Origin of the sequence: Pseudomonas sp. B2021, assembly GCF_018135665.1 — a bacterium.
GTDB lineage: Bacteria > Pseudomonadota > Gammaproteobacteria > Pseudomonadales > Pseudomonadaceae > Aquipseudomonas > Aquipseudomonas lactis.
The window spans coordinates 5,392,057-5,408,692 of record NZ_SMOF01000001.1 but is presented as its reverse complement, the minus strand read 5'-3'; the positions used below and the strand labels follow the sequence as shown (position 1 = coordinate 5,408,692).

Here is a 16,636-nt window from a genome sequence, read left to right as displayed (position 1 = left end):
AATTGAGCGCCGAGTATGCCGTAGCCGGGGTGCCGAACCTAGTGGTCTATGTGCAGGATCCATTACCTGTAGGAGCGGGCTTGCCCGCGAAAAACTCACAGGCGCCGCATTTATTCAGCCAGCACGCGTTATCGTTGACGGCCTTCGCGAGCTAGCTCGCTCCTACAGTGGGGGTGTGGTGGTTATACGAAGCACAGTGACAGTGACTCGGCAATGTAAGCCGGCTTCTCCTGGCCTTCGATTTCCAGGGTGGCGGTGGCCTTGAACAGCCATTGGCCGGGCTTCTTCTCGGTGACGTCAGTGAGGGTGACGTTCAGGCGCACCTTGGAGTTCACTTTCACCGGCTGGATAAAGCGCACGCTGTCCAGGCCATAGTTGACGGCCATCTTCAAGCCTTCGGGCATGATCAGGATGTCTTCCATCAGCTTGGGCATCAGCGACAGCGACAGGAACCCATGGGCGATGGTGCTGCCGAACGGGGTTTGCGCGGCCTTGACCGGGTCGACGTGGATGAACTGATGATCGCCGGTGGCTTCCGCGAAGAGGTTGATACGTGCCTGGTCGATGGTGAGCCATTCGGAACGTCCCAGTTCCTTGCCGACGTAATCTTTGAGCTGCGCTACGGGTACATAGGGCATTGCGTCTCTCCTTGGTTCATCACTTATGTGCCCGTTGATAAGGGGCGTTTTTTTTGGTTGCAGAGAACCACTGTAGATCATCACGGGCAATCAGCCCGGTCAACCCAACATGCTTTTGGCGAATGCCGGAGCATAGGGCGGGCGTGCTTATAATGCGCGCGGGATTTGAGGGGGAGAGAGCGGGATGCTGTTACGTGGCCTGACTTGGCTGGTGCTGTTTCAACTGATCGGCACCGCGATCAATCATTTGCTGGTGCCGGTGCTGCCTGGGCCAATCATCGGCTTGTTGCTGATGCTGGGCTTTCTGGTCTGGCGCGGTGAAGTCGGCGAGCCCCTGAGCCTGGCGGCCGGCAGCCTGTTGCGTTACCTGCCGCTGCTGCTGGTGCCGCCGGCCGTGGGAGTGATGGTGTATGCCAAAGACATCGTGGCGGATTTCTGGGCCATCGTCGGGGCGTTGGTGTTGTCGCTGGTGATCGCCATGGGCTTTGTCGGTGTGCTGATGCAGCAGATGGTCAAGCGAAAGGAGAAGGACCAATGATCCTTGACTGGCAGGGCGCCTGGACGGCGGTCATTCATCATCCGCTGTTCGGTATCGGTATTACCCTGGGCGCCTATCAACTGGTGCTGGCGGGGTTCGAGAAAACCCGCTGGATCTTCCTGCAGCCGGTGCTGGTGTCGATGTTGCTGGTGATTGGCGTGCTGCTCACCTGCGGCCTGAGTTACGCCGAATACCGCAAGAGCACCGAGATCATGGGCATCCTGCTGGGGCCTGCGACCGTGGCCTTGGCCGTGCCGCTTTATCTGAACCTGCGACGGATTCGGCAATTGTTCTGGCCGATTTTTACTACGCTGGTGGTAGGCGGGGTGTTGGCCACTGGCCTGTGTGTGGCGTTGGGGTGGTGGTTCGGGGCCGAGCACAGGGTGCTGATGACCATGGCGCCCAAGTCGGTGACCTCGCCGATTGCCATGCTGGTGGCCGAGCAGATCGGCGGCGTGGCGGCCTTGGCGGCGGTGTTTGTGTTGTTCACTGGGGTGGTCGGCGCGATGATCGGCCCAGCGCTCTTGACGCGCCTGGGTGTACGCAGCCCCGAAGCGCGCGGCATGGCCTTGGGCATGACCGCCCACGCCGTCGGTACTTCGGTGGCCCTGCAGGAAAGCGAAGAATGCGGCGCCTTCGCGGCGCTGGCCATGAGTTTGATGGGCGTGGCCACGGCGGTGTTCCTGCCGTTGGCGGTGTCGGTCATTGTTTAAACCAGGTTTTAAGGAAACCGTTATGAGTCTGGCGCTATTCCCCCTCAACACTGTGCTGTTCCCAGGCTGCACCCTCGACCTGCAGATATTCGAGGCGCGCTACCTGGACATGATCGGCCGTTGCATGAAAAAGGGCGAAGGCTTTGGTGTGGTGTGCATCCTGGATGGCTCAGAGGTGGGCGCGGCCCCTGACGGTTATGCGCTTGTCGGTTGTGAAGCGCTGATTCGTGACTTCAAACAGCAGGAGAACGGCCTGCTGGGCATTCGCGTCGAAGGTGGCCGTCGTTTCCGCGTGCGTGAAGCTGGCGTGCAAAAAGACCAGTTGCTGGTGGCCGACGTGCAATGGCTGCAAGAGTTGCCGGACCAGCCGCTGGGCGAAGAAGACGCCGACTTGCTGGCGTTGCTTGAGGCCCTGGCCGAGCACCCGATGGTGGCTTCGCTGGACATGGGCGGTGACGTCGAAGGCCAGCAAGCCCTGGGCAACCGGTTGGCCTATCTGCTGCCGTTTACCGAGGCCGACAAAATCGACTTGCTGCAACTGGACGACCCACAGCAACGGCTGGATGCGATCCAGATGTTGCTCGATGAACTGCAGGGCGAGCTGTTCACCTGAGGTTCGGATTTGCCTGACAGAGCTTTCAGACTTTGCTCGGTCGTCTCCACGGTGTCGCCTGCACTATTTTCCGATCACACAACAATGATCGGAGAGAACCATGATTCGGCTGACACCCTCGGAACAAGTGGCGTGGGACGCTTATTTTGTCAGCGTGACCACGCAATTACTCCAGCAGCAAGCCACGCGGGGCGCGGAGTACATCGCCGAGCGCGCCGCCGAAGTGGCTGATGAGATGTTACTGGAGCGCCGCGAACGTTGCGTTGAACGGCGCAGCGCCTCCGTGGACTGGATCGGCCCGGCCAAGGGTCAGTAGGCGTACCTGAGCAGGGCGTGGGGCGTGCCGGTAAAGGCGATAAAACCGAGCACGGCCACCACGGCGGGCAGCACCAGCCACCAGGCTTTTTGCGACATGGCTGGCAATGGGCTGCGGTACTGGATGGCCGTCAGGCTGAACGCACATACGGTCATGGCCAGCAACGTGCCGGCCAGGATGTCCGTGGGCCAATGGGCGCCCAGGTAGACCCGCGACAAGGCAATGAACGCCGCCGGAATGCAGCCCAGCAGCATCCAGGTCAGGCGCAGCCGCGTGGGTTGACCGCGACCGGCCAATACCGCGAGCGCCAGGAAGAAGGCAAAAGCACCGGAGGCATGGCCGCTGGGCATGCTGAAGCTGGTCAGCGGGTCGGTGAGGATTTCCGGGCGGCCACGGGCGAAAAACAGCTTGGTGCCGGTGTTGATCACTGCCGCGCCAGCGAGGGTGGCGCCGACAAACACCGCGTGGCGCCACTGCCGTGCCAACAGCAACAGGCCAGTGAACACCGCGCTGGCGAAGAACATCTTCTTGAACTCACCCAGTTGGGTGACCCGTACCATCACTTCGTCCAGCCACGGGCTGCGATGCTCTTGCACCAGGGCGCTCAGGCCCTGGTCGAAGTCATTGAGGTGGGGATAGCCGATAAACAACGCGATTAACAACACCAGGCTGGCGCAACCGATCCACAAGGTGGCGCGCCGATGCCCGCGCCAACTGCTGTTCAAACTCAGCCCCAGCAGCACCGCCAGGCACGCCGCGATAATCGCCGCTTCCGGCCAGAAGCCTTCCGGCAACGGTAGGCGGAACGCGGCGCCGGCAGCCCAGCCCGGCAGCAGATAGGCCACGGTCCAGCCCGCTGCGGCAATGATGCTCACGGCGGCGAAGCGCGGGAAGGGCATGTCGCACATACCCGCCACCATCGGCAGCATAGGGCGCAATGGTCCGATGAAACGCCCGACCAACAGGCTGGCAATCCCGTACTTGTGGAAGTAGGTTTCTGCGCCGTTCATCCATTCAGGATGCTGGCGCAGGCCGGGCAGGCGCCGGATGTTCTGATGGAAATGGCGGCCCAGATAATAGGAAACGCCGTCGCCCAATAAGCCACCGAGGAAGCCCAGCAGCAGGGTTTCACTCAGCGACAGCGCACCGCTGCCAGCCAGCGCAGCGATTGCAAACAGCAATACCGTGCCTGGCACGATCAACCCGGCAATCGCCAGACACTCCACACACGCGACAATAAACACCGCCGCTGCCAGCCATTGTGGGTTGAGGGTCAACCAGCCGGTGATGCTATCGAGCCATTGGCCCATACAATCCACTCCATGCATACAAAACAGAATTTGAGGCGGTGAAATTCAACTGTGGGAGCTGGCTTGCCTGCGATGGCTGCGGCATGGCCAGCATGAAAGTTGCCTGACACACCGCTATCGCAGGCAAGCCAGCTCCCACATGGGATGTGTCGCGCGTTAAATCAAAAAATAATCCCGGCCTTCGACCTGCCCCCGACGCATCGGGTTCCGCGTGCAATAAGGCGCATAGCCAGCATCGACGAAGCGGTACATCAAGTGCTCATCGCGCCCGCTGGGGATACCCAGGCGCGTGGTCTGGATAATCTGCGTGGGCACCTGGCCTACGTCTTCGACATACAGCAGTTCCTGATCGAAGCGCTTGGCATCCCACATCGGCACTTTCAGGCCCAGGGCCTTGCACAGCAGCGTCTGGCCCGCACACAGTTTTTGCGAGGGGCGTGGGCTGCCATCGGGGTTGGGGTTGTTCAACAGCATCTGTGCCAGGCTCGCCGCGCCGGAAATGTCGTCGACCCAGGGATAGGCCGATTTGATCAACACGGCATTGCCCGGGCCATGGGCGCTGAAGTTCAGCGAATGACCGCCACGGGCGTAGTACATGTAGATATGGCCACCATCCAGAAACAAAGCCTTACGCTTTTCTGTGTAGCCGAGTGAGGCGTGGCTGCCTTTTTCGGCCACGTAATAGGCTTCGGTTTCAATAATTCGCGCCGAAAGCCAGAGATCGCCCACGCGATGGCGAATGACTTTTCCGAGTAATTCGCGCGCAAGCAGCTGGGCGTCACGGTCGAAGAAGCTATCGGGCAGGGGGCTGGCGGGGAGCAGGGGCGAAAAGTCGGGCATGGCGGTCAAGGGTAGATACGGCTAAATGTGACCGAATCATAACAACTCTCACCTTAATTACGCCTGAACCTGGGGTTTTTACAGTTCATTTCGACCATCCGCCCCTCACCGCTGTCAGTCGGGCGGCGTCACAGCTATAATCTGCCGCTTTCCTCTTTGCCAAGACTCCCTGACCATGACTGAGTCCGTTCTTGACTATATGACCCGCCTGGGTCGCGCTGCCCGGCAGGCCTCGCGGTTGATCGCCCGTGCGAGCACCGCGCAGAAGAACCGTGCGCTGCTGGCGGCTGCCGATGCTCTGGATGCTTCGCGCTCCGAGCTGACCGCCGCCAACGAACTGGACCTGGCCAATGGGCGCGCCAATGGCCTGGAGCCAGCCTTGCTGGACCGCCTGGCGCTGACCCCGGCACGTATCGACGACATGATCGAAGGCCTGCGTCAGGTGGCCAAGCTGCCTGACCCCATCGGTGAAATTCGCGACATGCGCTACCTGCCGTCGGGCATCCAGGTGGGCAAGATGCGCGTGCCCCTGGGCGTGATCGGCATCATCTATGAGTCGCGCCCGAACGTGACCATCGACGCCGCGAGCCTGTGCCTCAAGTCGGGCAACGCCACTATCCTGCGTGGCGGTTCCGAGGCGATCAATTCCAACCGGGCCATCGCCGCCTGCATCCAGCAGGGCCTGGCCGTGGCCGAGTTGCCGGCTGAAGTGGTGCAAGTGGTGGAAACCACCGACCGTGCTGCCGTGGGCGCGCTGATCACCATGCCGGAATTCGTCGACGTGATCGTGCCGCGGGGTGGCAAGAGCCTGATCGAGCGCGTCAGCCGCGATGCCAAGGTGCCCGTTATCAAGCATCTGGACGGCGTCTGCCATGTGTTCATCGACATCGCCGCCGACCTCGACAAGGCGATCCGCATTGCCGACAACGCCAAGACCCACCGCTACGCGCCGTGCAACACCATGGAAACCCTGCTGGTGCACGTCGGCATTGCCGAGCGCGTGCTGCCGCCGCTGGCCGCCATCTACCGTGACAAGTCGGTAGAACTGCGCGGTTGCGAGCGCACCCGTGCGCTGCTGGGCGCGGACGTCATCGAGGCGACCGAGCAGGACTGGTACACCGAGTACACGGCCCCGATCCTGTCGATCCGCATCGTCGATGACCTGGACCAGGCCATCGAACACATCAATACCTATGGCTCCAAGCACACCGACGCCATCGTTTCCGAGCATTTCAGCGATGCCCGGCGTTTCCTCAACGAAGTGGATTCCGCTTCGGTGATGGTCAACGCCTCGACGCGTTTTGCTGACGGCTTCGAGTACGGCCTGGGGGCGGAGATCGGTATTTCCACTGACAAGCTCCACGCACGCGGCCCGGTGGGCCTGGAAGGGCTGACCAGTGAGAAGTACGTGGTGTTTGGCGACGGTCATGTGCGCACTTGATGACTAAACGCATCGGGCTGCTCGGCGGTACTTTCGACCCCGTGCACATCGGCCATTTGCGCAGTGCCCTGGAAGTTGCGGATGCCCTTGCGCTGGATGAGCTGCGCCTGCTGCCCAATTTTCGGCCGCCCCATCGCGACACGCCGCAGGTGGCCGCAGAGCAGCGCCTGGAAATGGTGCGTGTTGCCGTAGAAGGTATATCGCCGCTGGTGGTGGACGATCGCGAACTCAAGCGCGATAAACCGTCCTACACTATCGACACCCTGGAGCTGATGCGCGCCGAATTGGCCGCAGATGACCCACTGTTTCTGCTTTTGGGCTGGGACGCATTTTGCGGCCTGCCCTCTTGGCACCGCTGGGAGGAACTCCTCCAGCATTGCCACATCCTGGTTTTGCAACGCCCGGATGCCGACAGCGAACCGCCGGATGCCTTGCGCAACCTGCTGGCCGCGCGGTCGGTAAGTGACCCCTTGGCCCTGACCGGGCCGAACGGGAATATTGCATTCGTCTGGCAGACCCCGCTTGCGGTGTCTGCCACCCAGATCCGTCAACTGCTGGCCAGCGGGAAGTCGGTACGTTTCCTGGTGCCTGACGCGGTCCTGGCCTACATCGATGCGCACGGGCTTTACCGTGCGTCGAACTGAAAAGGCGCGCTTGAACGCACGAACCGTGCAGCAAGCGCCCGAACATACGAGCAAAACGAGTTTTATATGACGAACAAAGACGTAAGCAAAGTTAAGCGCAAAGGCACCTTCAAAAGCGCACCGCTGCCGGTTGAAGCCCATGTTGGCCCGGAACTGGCTGGCGAAGAGCTGGTGAAAGTCGCCGTGGCTGCCCTGGAAGACGTTAAAGCCCAGGACATCCAGGTGCTGGACGTGCGCGACAAGCAGAGCATCACCGACTTCATGATCATCGCCACCGGTACCTCCAACCGCCAGATCGGCGCGATGCTGGACAAGGTTCGCGAAGCCGTCAAAGCCCAGGGCGTCAAGCCACTGGGTGAAGAAGGCAAGGGCGACAGCGACTGGGTGCTGCTGGACATGGACGATGTGATCGTTCACATGATGACCTCCAACGCTCGCCAGTTCTACGACCTGGAACGTCTGTGGAAAGGCGCCGAGCAGAGCCGTGCCGCCGATGGCAAGCACCACAGCCCGGAAGTGGGCCACGCGCACTTCGACAAGCTCAACAAAGACCAGGAATAAGGAACGGCTGTGCGCCTGCGTCTGATCGCTGTCGGTTCACGCATGCCCAAGTGGGTGGAAGAAGGCTGGCACGAATATGCCAAGCGTCTGCCCGCTGAGCTGTCGCTTGAGCTGGTGGAAATACCGCTCAATACCCGGGGCAAGAACGCCGACGTGGCGCGCTTTATCCGTCAGGAAGGCGAAGCCATGCTGGCCAAGGTCGGCCCCAATGAGCGCATCGTCACCCTTGAAGTGCACGGCAAGCCCTGGAGCACCGAGCAACTGGCGGTGGAACTGGATCGCTGGCGCCTGGATTCGCGCACGGTCAATTTCATGGTCGGCGGCCCGGAAGGGCTGGCGCCGGAAGTCTGTGCGCGGGCCGATCAGCGCTGGTCGCTGTCGGCGCTGACGTTGCCGCACCCGTTGGTAAGGATTCTGATCGGTGAACAGCTGTATCGCGCCTGGACAGTCCTGTCCGGGCACCCTTACCACAAATAGTCTGCGCCGCCCCCGATGACCCAACCGATCCGCATCAAGGACCACGAGAAAGACGCACGTCTGGTACGCGCGCGGGTGGTGTTCGGTGCTGTTTTGGTGGTGGTGCTGATGTGCGTGCTGATTGCGCGGCTGTATTTCCTCCAGGTGATCCAGTACGACTATCACTCCACGCTGTCGGAAAACAACCGGGTGCATGTGCAGCCGATTCCCCCGACCCGTGGGCTGATCTTCGACCGCAATGGCGTGGTGGTTGCCGATAACCGGCCCAGCTTCAGCCTGAGCATGACCCGTGAACGCTCCGGCGATTGGAAGCAGGTCCTTGATGTCATCGTTGAGGTGCTGCAACTGACGCCGGAAGACCGGGTGGTCTTCGAGAAACGCATGCGCCAGGGGCGCCGGCCGTTCGAGCCGGTGCCGATTCTGTTCGAGCTGACCGAAGAGCAGATCGCCCGCATTGCGGTGAACCAGTTCCGCCTGCCAGGTGTGGAAGTGGTGGCGCAGTTGGTGCGGCATTACCCGCAAGGGCCGCACTTTGCGCACTCCGTTGGCTACATGGGGCGGATCAACGAGAAAGAACTGAAAACCCTCGACCCGATCAACTACAGCGGCACCCACCATATTGGCAAAACCGGCATCGAGCGCTTCTATGAGGCCGAGTTGCATGGCCAGGTAGGTAACGAGGAAGTCGAGACCAATGCGCGTGGCCGCGTATTGCGCGTGCTCAAGCGCACCGATCCGGTGCCGGGCAAGGACATTGTCCTGAGCCTGGACATCAAGTTGCAGGAAGCTGCCGAGATGGCCCTGGGCGGTCGGCGGGGTGCCGTGGTGGCGCTGGACCCGAAGACTGGCGAAGTGCTGGCGATGGTCAGCCAGCCCAGCTTCGACCCCAACCCGTTTGTGACTGGCATCAGCTTCAAGGCCTACGCCGAGCTGCGTGATTCCATCGACCGGCCACTGTTCAACCGTGTGTTGCGCGGCCTGTACCCACCGGGCTCGACCATCAAGCCGGCGGTGGCGATTGCCGGCCTGGATGCTGGCGTGGTCACGGCCTCAAGCCGGGTGTACGACCCTGGCTATTACATGCTCCCCAACTACGACCACAAGTACCGTAACTGGAACCGCTCCGGTGACGGCTATGTCGACCTGGATACCGCGATCATGCGCTCCAACGACACCTATTTTTACGACCTGGCCCACAAGCTGGGGATTGATCGGCTGTCTGCCTATATGGGCAAGTTCGGCCTCGGTCAGAAAGTCTCCCTGGACATGTTCGAAGAATCACCCGGCCTGATGCCGTCGCGGGAGTGGAAGCGTGCGACCCGTCGCCAGGCGTGGTTCCCTGGCGAAACGCTGATCCTGGGTATCGGCCAGGGCTATATGCAGGCCACTCCGCTGCAACTGGCCCAGGCCACGGCGCTGGTGGCGAACAAAGGCGTGTGGAACCGACCGCACCTGGCCAGGACCATCGAAGGCGAAAAGCCGGTGGACGACAATCCGATTCCGGACATCGTGCTGCGTGACCCGTCCGATTGGGCCAAGGTCAACCACGGCATGCAGCAGGTGATGCACGGTGCTCGCGGCACTGCGCGCAAAGCGGCAATTGGCGCTCAATACCGCATTGCCGGCAAGAGTGGTACCGCTCAAGTGGTCGCGATCAAGCAGGGCGAAAAGTATGACCGCTCCAAGGTGCAGGAACGCCACCGCGACCACGCCTTGTTTGTCGGCTTTGCCCCGGCCGAAGACCCGAAAATCGTGGTGGCCGTGATGGTCGAGAACGGCGAGTCCGGCTCCGGCGTCGCCGCCCCAGTGGTACGCCAGGTGATGGACGCCTGGCTGCTGGCCGACGATGGCCGGCTCAAGCCCGAGTATGGCGGCCCCCCTTCAAGCCCCGAGGTTACGGCCCGTGAAGAGTAATTTTGACCGCATCCTCTCCAGTGAAGATGTGATGCGTCGCCGTGCGACGTTGCTGCAACGCATGCACATTGATGGCCCCTTGCTGATCCTGCTGCTGACCCTGGCGGCCGGCAGCCTGTTCGTGCTGTATTCGGCCAGCGGCAAGAACTGGGACCTGCTGATCAAGCAGGCGTCCTCGTTCGGCCTGGGTTTGCTGTCGATGGTGGTGATCGCCCAATTGGAGCCGCGCTTCATGGCGCGCTGGGTGCCCTTGGGCTATGTCGCCGGCGTGTTGCTGCTGGTGGTGGTGGACGTCATGGGCCACAACGCCATGGGCGCCACACGCTGGATCAACATCCCCGGGGTGATTCGCTTCCAACCGTCGGAATTCATGAAGATCCTGATGCCGGCCACCATTGCCTGGTACCTGTCCAAGCGCACCTTGCCGCCGCAGCTCAAGCATGTGGCGATTAGCCTGATCCTGATCGGCGTGCCCTTCGTGCTGATTGTGCGCCAGCCGGATCTGGGCACCTCGTTGCTGATCCTCGCCGGTGGCGCGTTCGTGTTGTTCATGGGCGGATTGCGCTGGCGCTGGATCCTCAGCGTGCTGGCCGCCGCCGTGCCCGTGGCAGTGGCCATGTGGTTCTTCTTTATGCACGATTACCAGAAGCAACGGATCCTCACGTTCCTCGACCCGGAGAGCGACCCGCTGGGCACCGGCTGGAACATCATCCAGTCCAAGGCGGCCATTGGTTCCGGCGGGGTATTTGGCAAGGGCTGGTTGCTGGGCACCCAGTCCCACCTGGACTTTTTGCCCGAGAGCCACACCGACTTCATCATTGCGGTGATGGGCGAGGAGTTCGGGCTGGTGGGCATTTGCGCGTTGTTGCTGATTTATCTGCTGTTGATTGGTCGCGGCCTGGTGATCACTGCCCAGGCGCAAACGCTGTTCGGCAAATTGCTCGCGGGCAGCCTGACCATGACTTTTTTTGTTTACGTTTTCGTCAACATCGGTATGGTCAGTGGCCTGCTGCCGGTGGTTGGGGTGCCGTTGCCATTCATTAGCTACGGCGGAACTTCGCTGGTGACATTGCTGTCAGCGTTTGGGGTTTTGATGTCGATTCATACGCATCGCAAGTGGATCGCACAGGTTTGAATAAGGTGAAGATGTCAATGCAAGTAATGCGCGGCTGGGCGACTCGGCATGCGACCTGGATGGGCCTGATCGGGCTGCTGGGGGCAACGCAAGAGGCGCGGGCCGGTGACTACGATGGCTCTCCCCAGGTTGCCGAATTTGTCGGTGAGCTGACCCGCGACTACGGTTTTGCCGGTGAGCAACTGATGGGCGTGTTCCGTGAAGCCCAGAAAAAGCAGGCGATCCTCGACGCCATCTCCCGGCCCGCCGAACGCGTCAAGCAGTGGAAGGACTATCGCCCGATGTTCCTCACTGATGCACGCATCGCGCGCGGCGTGGATTTCTGGCGCCAGCACGAGGCAGTCCTCGCTCGCGCCGAGCAGGAGTACGGCGTGCCAGCCCAGGTGATCGTCTCGATCATCGGCATCGAAACCTTCTACGGGCGCAACACCGGCAGCTACCGGGTGATCGACGCCTTGTCGACCCTGGGCTTCGATTACCCGCCCCGCGCCGAGTTCTTCCGCAAGGAACTGCGCGAATTCCTGTTGCTGGCCCGCGAAGAGCAGGTCGACCCGCTGAGCCTCAAGGGCTCCTACGCCGGGGCGATGGGCTTGCCGCAGTTCATGCCCAGCAGCTTTCGCGCCTATGCGGTGGATTTCGACGGTGACGGGCACATCAATATCTGGAGCAACCCCGACGATGCCATCGGCAGCGTGGCCAGCTACTTCAAGCGCCACGGTTGGGTTGGCGGCGAGCCGGTGGTTATCCGCGCCGATGTCACGGGTGAGCGCGCCGACGAAGGCCTGACCCAAGGTATCGAACCGGTCAAGACCGTTGGGGAGTTGCGAGCGCTGGGCTGGTCGAGTCAGAATGCGCCACGCGATGACATGCCGGTGACGGCATTCCGCCTGGAAGGTGCAAATGGCCCTGAATACTGGATGGGCCTGAAGAATTTCTACGCAATCACGCGTTATAACCGCAGTGTGATGTACGCCATGGCCGTGCATCAGCTGTCAGATGAGCTGGTTCAAGCACGGGGCAACAAGTAATGCGGGTATCGCCGTTCAAAAAACCGCTCAAGCTGGTGGCGTTCGCCGCGTTGTCCTTGTTGGTAGCCAGTTGTTCCACCACCCCTAACCGTGCGCCGGCCAAGAAGGCGGGCGGTGCAGTAGTCCGCGCCCAGCCGGGCCTGGACATCAACCGCGCGCACAAAGACGGCGCGCCGTGGTGGGATGTGGATGTGTCGAAGATCCCGGACGCCACGCCGACCCTGCACACCGGCCCGTACAAGGCCAACCCCTATACCGTGCTGGGCAAGAATTACTTCCCGCTGCAGGAATCCAAAACCTACGTGCAGTCGGGCACCGCGTCCTGGTACGGCACCAAGTTCCATGGCCAGAACACCGCTAACGGCGAAGTGTATGACCTGTATGGCATGAGCGCGGCCCACAAGACCCTGCCGCTGCCCAGCTATGTGCGCGTGACCAACCTGGACAACAATCGCACCGTGATCCTTCGGGTCAATGACCGTGGGCCGTTCTATTCGGACCGCATCATCGACTTGTCCTACGCGGCCGCCAAGAAACTCGGTTACGCCGAAACCGGCACCGCACGGGTCAAAGTCGAAGGCATCGACCCGGCGCAGTACTGGGCCCAGCGTGGCAAGCCGGCGCCGTTGATGCTCAACGAACCGGCTACCCCGCAACCGCAAGTGACGGCCTCGACCGGCAAGATCGAGCAGTGGACGCCGCCGCCGGCGCAACATGCTCCGGATACCGTCGTCGTCCCTCACGCGGCACCGGGCGCCTCGATGGCGGGCGGGCAATACCTGCAGGTCGGCGCTTTCGCCAACCCGGATGCGGCAGAACTGTTAAGGTCCAAGCTCAGCGGTATGGTCAGCGCGCCAGTCTTCATCAGCTCCATCGTGCGTAACCAGCAAACCTTGCACCGTGTACGCATGGGCCCGATCGGCTCGCCAAGCGAAGTGGCGCAAGTGCAGAACAGCGTACGCCTGGCCAACCTGGGGCAACCCAGCGTGGTCACCGCAGAATAAGCAGTAACGGTTTGATGGCTCAGGCGCGCCTGCGCGCTTGAACCCTGGTTGTTGGCTCGTTGAACAATAAAAACCCAGGGGCAAGGGGTGAGCAGGCAACCGAACACGTGACAGTCTGGAAGCGGGCTGTCTGAATAGTTTTGCCCGCGAGGGCAAGTTTCCATAAGCAATTTCGAGAGACGGATGAACATCACCACCTTAGCCAAACGCACGTGCCTGCTTATCTCGCTGATCATCACCCCGGCCGCCTGGGCGGTTGAAATGGTGCCGGCCTCCCCGCAACTGGCCGCCAAGTCGTGGGTCCTCATGGACGCCGCCAGTGGCAACGTGCTGGTCGAAAACGGCGGTGATGTACGCCTGCCGCCTGCCAGCCTGACCAAGCTGATGACCGCTTACATCGCGACCCTGGAAATCCGTCGCGGCCAGATCGGCGAGAACGACCCGGTGACCGTCAGCGAAAACGCCTGGCGTACCGGTGGTTCGCGGATGTTCATCAAGGTGGGTTCGCAAGTCACCGTGAGCGACCTGCTGCACGGCATCATCATCCAGTCCGGTAACGACGCCAGCGTCGCCCTGGCCGAGCACATCGCCGGCAGCGAAGACGCCTTCGCCGACATGATGAACAAAACCGCCGGTGAGTTGGGCATGACCAACAGCCACTTCATGAACCCAACTGGCTTGCCAAACCCAGAGCACTATTCGTCGGCTCACGACATGGCGATCCTGGCGCGCGCGATCATCCGCGTTGACCCGGTGCACTACGCGATCTACTCCCAGAAGGAGTTCTTCTGGAACAACATCAAGCAGCCTAACCGCAACCTGTTGCTGTGGCGCGACAAGACCGTCGACGGCCTGAAAACCGGCCACACCGACGAAGCCGGCTACTGCATGGTGTCGTCCGCCGTACGTGATGGCCAGCGCCTGATCGCCGTGGTATTCGGCACCAACAGCGAACAGGCCCGTGCGGCCGAGACGCAAAAACTGCTGACTTACGGCTTCCGCTTCTTCGAAACCCAGACCTTCTACCAGAAGGGTGCTGAGCTGGCGACCGCGCCGGTGTGGAAGGGCGCGACTTCGCAAGTCAAGGCCGGCCTGGCCGACGACCTGACCCTGACCATGCCTAAAGGCCAGCTCAAAAAGCTCGCCGCCAGCATGACCCTGAACCCGCAATTGGTTGCGCCAATCGCCAAGGGTGATGTGATCGGTAAGGTTGAAGTCAAGCTGGACGACAAGGTGGTGCACAGCGCCGACCTGATCGCACTGGACGCTGTCGAGGAAGGTGGTATCTTCCGCCGCGTATGGGATAGCATCCGTCTATTCTTCTACGGCTTGTTCAACTGATTGTGTGCACCTGCAAAGCCCCGCGTTGATCCAACGCGGGGCTTTGCCCGTCGCCACGGCTTAGCGCTTACGAGGCTGTTCTGCCATGACCGATAAAGAAGTAAAAGCGCCAAAAATTGAATTCCCTGTGACGGATTATCCTATCAAGGTAATCAGCGACACCGGTGTGGGCCGCAAGGACACGATTCTTGAGATCGTGCGTAAACATGCGACGATCAACGATAACCGGGTGGATGAGCGCTCCAGCACCACCGGTAAGTACACGACTATCCAGTTGCACATCGTTGCGACTGGTCAAGACCAGCTCTACGACATCAACAGCGAACTGCGGGCCACCGGCTTCGTGCACATGGTGCTGTGATGTCGCACGTTCTGGGCTTTCGCGAGCTCGGCCAGATGGCCTACGAGCCGGTCTGGCATGCCATGCAGCGCTTTACCAATGAGCGCGGCACCTCGGCCCCGGATGAGATCTGGCTGGTGGAGCACCCGCCGGTCTTCACTCAGGGCCAGGCTGGCAAGGCCGAGCACTTGCTGCTGCCGGGTGATATTCCGGTGGTGCAGGTCGACCGAGGGGGTCAAGTGACTTACCATGGGCCCGGTCAACTGGTGGCTTACCTGCTGCTGGACGTGCGCAAGCTGGGGTTTGGCGTGCGCGACCTGGTCAGCCGCATGGAGACGTGCCTGATCGAGCTATTGGCCAGTTACGGCGTGACCGCCGTGGCCAAGCCCGATGCACCGGGTGTGTACGTGGATGGCGCGAAAATCGCCTCCCTGGGGCTGCGCATTCGCCACGGTTGTTCCTTTCATGGCCTGGCCTTGAATGTGGACATGGACCTGGCGCCGTTCCGGCGCATCAACCCATGCGGTTACGCCGGGCTTGCGATGACCCAGTTGAGTGACCATGCAACATCCATAGAATTTGCCGAGGTAAGTGCCCGGCTGCGCGCGCAGCTCGTCAAACACCTCGACTATGCAGAGCAGACGACCCTGACGGGCGGAATCGATTGATATGACTACTGATGTTGTGCAAACCATGATCCCGACGCTGGACATCACTGAGCGTCCAGCCCCGGCCCCGCGTGCCAAGGTGGAAGCCGGCGTCAAGCTGCGCGGCGCCGAGAAGGTTGCACGCATCCCGGTCAAGATCATCCCGACCACCGAACTGCCGAAGAAACCTGACTGGATTCGCGTGCGTATCCCGGTTTCGCCGGAAGTCGACCGTATCAAGTCGCTGCTGCGCAAACACAAGTTGCACAGCGTATGCGAAGAAGCGTCCTGCCCGAACCTGGGCGAATGCTTCTCTGGCGGCACTGCCACCTTCATGATCATGGGTGACATCTGCACCCGTCGTTGCCCGTTCTGCGACGTCGGCCACGGCCGTCCGAAGCCATTGGACGTCAACGAGCCAGAAAGCCTGGCCATCGCCATCGCCGACCTGAAACTCAAGTATGTGGTGATCACCTCGGTAGACCGCGACGACCTGCGTGACGGCGGTGCCCAGCACTTTGCCGACTGCATCCGCGAAATCCGCAAGCTGTCGCCCAACGTGATGCTCGAAACCCTGGTGCCGGACTACCGTGGCCGTATGGACGTGGCGCTGGAAATCACCGCCGCCGAGCCGCCGGATGTGTTCAACCACAACCTGGAAACCGTGCCGCGCCTGTACAAGGCTGCGCGCCCGGGTTCGGACTACCAGTGGTCGCTGACCCTGCTGCAGAAATTCAAGCAGATGATGCCGCACATCCCGACCAAGTCCGGCTTGATGCTGGGCCTGGGTGAGACCGACGAAGAAGTCATCGAAGTCATGAAGCGCATGCGCGAACACGACATCGACATGCTGACCCTGGGCCAGTACCTGCAACCGTCCCGCAGCCACTTGCCGGTGCAGCGCTTCGTGCACCCGGACACCTTCGCCTGGTTCGCCGAGGAAGGCTACAAGATGGGCTTCAAGAACGTGGCCTCGGGCCCGTTGGTGCGGTCTTCGTACCACGCCGACGAGCAGGCCAAGCTGGTCAAGGCGAGCCTGGTTTCGTAAGCCGCTCCAGAATCAATGTGAAATGCGGGCTTGTGTGGGAGCTGGCTTGCCTGCGATAGCATCACCTCGGTGTCACTGATACACCGAG

The 16,636-nt window shown here is 61.5% G+C and carries 19 protein-coding genes; 16 read left to right on the top strand and 3 right to left on the bottom strand.

Going from position 1 to position 16,636, the window contains the following annotated elements; all coding sequences use genetic code 11:
- Positions 1-182 precede the first annotated feature (182 nt).
- On the bottom strand, positions 183-638 hold the full coding sequence (locus tag E1K68_RS24350) for a MaoC family dehydratase (protein ID WP_003194496.1): 456 nt from the start codon (positions 636-638) through the stop codon (positions 183-185).
- 184 nt (positions 639-822) lie between these two features.
- Here E1K68_RS24350 and E1K68_RS24345 point away from each other — a divergent pair, with 184 nt between their 5' ends.
- The 4 genes from E1K68_RS24345 (at position 823) to E1K68_RS24330 (ending at position 2,818) form a co-directional block, all read left to right on the top strand.
- Positions 823-1,176 carry a CidA/LrgA family protein gene (locus E1K68_RS24345; protein ID WP_003194494.1) on the top strand — a complete coding sequence of 118 codons (354 nt, stop codon included), beginning with the start codon at positions 823-825 and terminating at the stop codon, positions 1,174-1,176.
- Positions 1,173-1,889, top strand: a complete 717-nt coding sequence (locus E1K68_RS24340; RefSeq protein ID WP_212614762.1) for an LrgB family protein — start codon at positions 1,173-1,175, stop codon at positions 1,887-1,889. The genes E1K68_RS24345 and E1K68_RS24340 overlap by 4 nt, the downstream gene beginning before the upstream one ends.
- 22 nt (positions 1,890-1,911) lie before the next feature.
- Positions 1,912-2,502, top strand: coding sequence for an LON peptidase substrate-binding domain-containing protein (locus E1K68_RS24335; RefSeq protein ID WP_034133845.1), 591 nt, complete (start codon positions 1,912-1,914; stop codon positions 2,500-2,502).
- A 100-nt stretch (positions 2,503-2,602) separates the two neighbouring features.
- Entirely contained in the window at positions 2,603-2,818 is a 216-nt protein-coding gene (locus E1K68_RS24330; RefSeq protein WP_019818751.1) for a hypothetical protein, read from the top strand.
- On the opposite strand, the gene E1K68_RS24325 is transcribed toward E1K68_RS24330, so the two are convergent.
- Both E1K68_RS24325 and E1K68_RS24320 read right to left on the bottom strand, forming a co-directional pair.
- Positions 2,812-4,128: a bifunctional DedA family/phosphatase PAP2 family protein gene (locus E1K68_RS24325; RefSeq protein WP_047711862.1), complete on the bottom strand. Its 1,317-nt coding sequence runs from the start codon at positions 4,126-4,128 to the stop codon at positions 2,812-2,814. The genes E1K68_RS24330 and E1K68_RS24325 overlap by 7 nt on opposite strands.
- Positions 4,129-4,284: 156 nt before the next feature.
- Positions 4,285-4,968, bottom strand: a complete 684-nt coding sequence (locus E1K68_RS24320; protein WP_094774252.1) for a DNA-3-methyladenine glycosylase — start codon at positions 4,966-4,968, stop codon at positions 4,285-4,287.
- Between the two features lie 175 nt (positions 4,969-5,143).
- Between E1K68_RS24320 and E1K68_RS24315 the strand changes: the two genes are divergently transcribed.
- The 12 genes from E1K68_RS24315 to lipA all read left to right on the top strand — a co-directional run bounded on the left by E1K68_RS24315 (position 5,144) and on the right by lipA (position 16,548).
- On the top strand, positions 5,144-6,409 hold the full coding sequence (locus tag E1K68_RS24315) for a glutamate-5-semialdehyde dehydrogenase (protein WP_003194482.1): 1,266 nt from the start codon (positions 5,144-5,146) through the stop codon (positions 6,407-6,409).
- Positions 6,409-7,053 (top strand): nicotinate-nucleotide adenylyltransferase, encoded by a 645-nt coding sequence (nadD, locus tag E1K68_RS24310; RefSeq protein ID WP_003194480.1) that lies wholly within the window; start codon positions 6,409-6,411, stop codon positions 7,051-7,053. Before E1K68_RS24315 ends, nadD begins: the two co-directional genes overlap by 1 nt.
- Before the next feature lie 66 nt (positions 7,054-7,119).
- Complete coding sequence (rsfS, locus tag E1K68_RS24305; RefSeq protein ID WP_003176298.1) at positions 7,120-7,614, top strand: ribosome silencing factor; 495 nt, start codon at positions 7,120-7,122, stop codon at positions 7,612-7,614.
- A 9-nt stretch (positions 7,615-7,623) separates the two neighbouring features.
- A complete protein-coding gene (rlmH, locus tag E1K68_RS24300; protein WP_003176297.1) occupies positions 7,624-8,091 on the top strand; it encodes a 23S rRNA (pseudouridine(1915)-N(3))-methyltransferase RlmH in 468 nt (155 codons plus the stop codon).
- Positions 8,092-8,106: 15 nt separating this feature from the next.
- Entirely contained in the window at positions 8,107-10,005 is a 1,899-nt protein-coding gene (mrdA, locus tag E1K68_RS24295) for a penicillin-binding protein 2 (protein ID WP_003194477.1), read from the top strand.
- Between the two features lie 31 nt (positions 10,006-10,036).
- Positions 10,037-11,140 (top strand): rod shape-determining protein RodA, encoded by a 1,104-nt coding sequence (gene rodA, locus E1K68_RS24290; RefSeq protein WP_044268991.1) that lies wholly within the window; start codon positions 10,037-10,039, stop codon positions 11,138-11,140.
- Positions 11,141-11,157: 17 nt separating this feature from the next.
- Positions 11,158-12,168 carry a lytic murein transglycosylase B gene (gene mltB, locus E1K68_RS24285; protein ID WP_003194472.1) on the top strand — a complete coding sequence of 337 codons (1,011 nt, stop codon included), beginning with the start codon at positions 11,158-11,160 and terminating at the stop codon, positions 12,166-12,168.
- On the top strand, positions 12,168-13,172 hold the full coding sequence (locus E1K68_RS24280) for a septal ring lytic transglycosylase RlpA family protein (RefSeq protein WP_014720084.1): 1,005 nt from the start codon (positions 12,168-12,170) through the stop codon (positions 13,170-13,172). Before mltB ends, E1K68_RS24280 begins: the two co-directional genes overlap by 1 nt.
- Positions 13,173-13,355: 183 nt before the next feature.
- The gene (locus E1K68_RS24275) at positions 13,356-14,513 is read left to right on the top strand and encodes a D-alanyl-D-alanine carboxypeptidase family protein (protein ID WP_003194468.1); all 1,158 of its coding nucleotides are present in this window, start codon (positions 13,356-13,358) and stop codon (positions 14,511-14,513) included.
- An 85-nt stretch (positions 14,514-14,598) separates the two neighbouring features.
- Positions 14,599-14,874, top strand: a complete 276-nt coding sequence (locus tag E1K68_RS24270) for a DUF493 domain-containing protein (RefSeq protein WP_003194466.1) — start codon at positions 14,599-14,601, stop codon at positions 14,872-14,874.
- A complete protein-coding gene (gene lipB, locus E1K68_RS24265) occupies positions 14,874-15,521 on the top strand; it encodes a lipoyl(octanoyl) transferase LipB (protein WP_003194464.1) in 648 nt (215 codons plus the stop codon). Before E1K68_RS24270 ends, lipB begins: the two co-directional genes overlap by 1 nt.
- Before the next feature lie 25 nt (positions 15,522-15,546).
- Entirely contained in the window at positions 15,547-16,548 is a 1,002-nt protein-coding gene (gene lipA, locus E1K68_RS24260) for a lipoyl synthase (protein ID WP_161794304.1), read from the top strand.
- Positions 16,549-16,636: the final 88 nt, after the last annotated feature.

What these genes read in the sequence shown, in the direction of transcription:
- E1K68_RS24325 (WP_047711862.1), bottom strand. Translation starts at nt 4,128, where the DNA reads ATGGGCCAATGGCTCGATAGCATCACCGGCTGGTTGACCCTCAACCCA.
- nadD (WP_003194480.1), top strand. Translation starts at nt 6,409, where the DNA reads ATGACTAAACGCATCGGGCTGCTCGGCGGTACTTTCGACCCCGTGCAC.
- E1K68_RS24350 (WP_003194496.1), bottom strand. Translation starts at nt 638, where the DNA reads ATGCCCTATGTACCCGTAGCGCAGCTCAAAGATTACGTCGGCAAGGAA.
- E1K68_RS24320 (WP_094774252.1), bottom strand. Translation starts at nt 4,968, where the DNA reads ATGCCCGACTTTTCGCCCCTGCTCCCCGCCAGCCCCCTGCCCGATAGC.
- E1K68_RS24270 (WP_003194466.1), top strand. Translation starts at nt 14,599, where the DNA reads ATGACCGATAAAGAAGTAAAAGCGCCAAAAATTGAATTCCCTGTGACG.
- E1K68_RS24335 (WP_034133845.1), top strand. Translation starts at nt 1,912, where the DNA reads ATGAGTCTGGCGCTATTCCCCCTCAACACTGTGCTGTTCCCAGGCTGC.
- rsfS (WP_003176298.1), top strand. Translation starts at nt 7,120, where the DNA reads ATGACGAACAAAGACGTAAGCAAAGTTAAGCGCAAAGGCACCTTCAAA.
- E1K68_RS24340 (WP_212614762.1), top strand. Translation starts at nt 1,173, where the DNA reads ATGATCCTTGACTGGCAGGGCGCCTGGACGGCGGTCATTCATCATCCG.
- E1K68_RS24315 (WP_003194482.1), top strand. Translation starts at nt 5,144, where the DNA reads ATGACTGAGTCCGTTCTTGACTATATGACCCGCCTGGGTCGCGCTGCC.
- lipB (WP_003194464.1), top strand. Translation starts at nt 14,874, where the DNA reads ATGTCGCACGTTCTGGGCTTTCGCGAGCTCGGCCAGATGGCCTACGAG.
- mltB (WP_003194472.1), top strand. Translation starts at nt 11,158, where the DNA reads ATGCAAGTAATGCGCGGCTGGGCGACTCGGCATGCGACCTGGATGGGC.
- E1K68_RS24330 (WP_019818751.1), top strand. Translation starts at nt 2,603, where the DNA reads ATGATTCGGCTGACACCCTCGGAACAAGTGGCGTGGGACGCTTATTTT.
- E1K68_RS24280 (WP_014720084.1), top strand. Translation starts at nt 12,168, where the DNA reads ATGCGGGTATCGCCGTTCAAAAAACCGCTCAAGCTGGTGGCGTTCGCC.
- lipA (WP_161794304.1), top strand. Translation starts at nt 15,547, where the DNA reads ATGATCCCGACGCTGGACATCACTGAGCGTCCAGCCCCGGCCCCGCGT.
- rodA (WP_044268991.1), top strand. Translation starts at nt 10,037, where the DNA reads ATGCGTCGCCGTGCGACGTTGCTGCAACGCATGCACATTGATGGCCCC.
- mrdA (WP_003194477.1), top strand. Translation starts at nt 8,107, where the DNA reads ATGACCCAACCGATCCGCATCAAGGACCACGAGAAAGACGCACGTCTG.
- E1K68_RS24275 (WP_003194468.1), top strand. Translation starts at nt 13,356, where the DNA reads ATGAACATCACCACCTTAGCCAAACGCACGTGCCTGCTTATCTCGCTG.
- E1K68_RS24345 (WP_003194494.1), top strand. Translation starts at nt 823, where the DNA reads ATGCTGTTACGTGGCCTGACTTGGCTGGTGCTGTTTCAACTGATCGGC.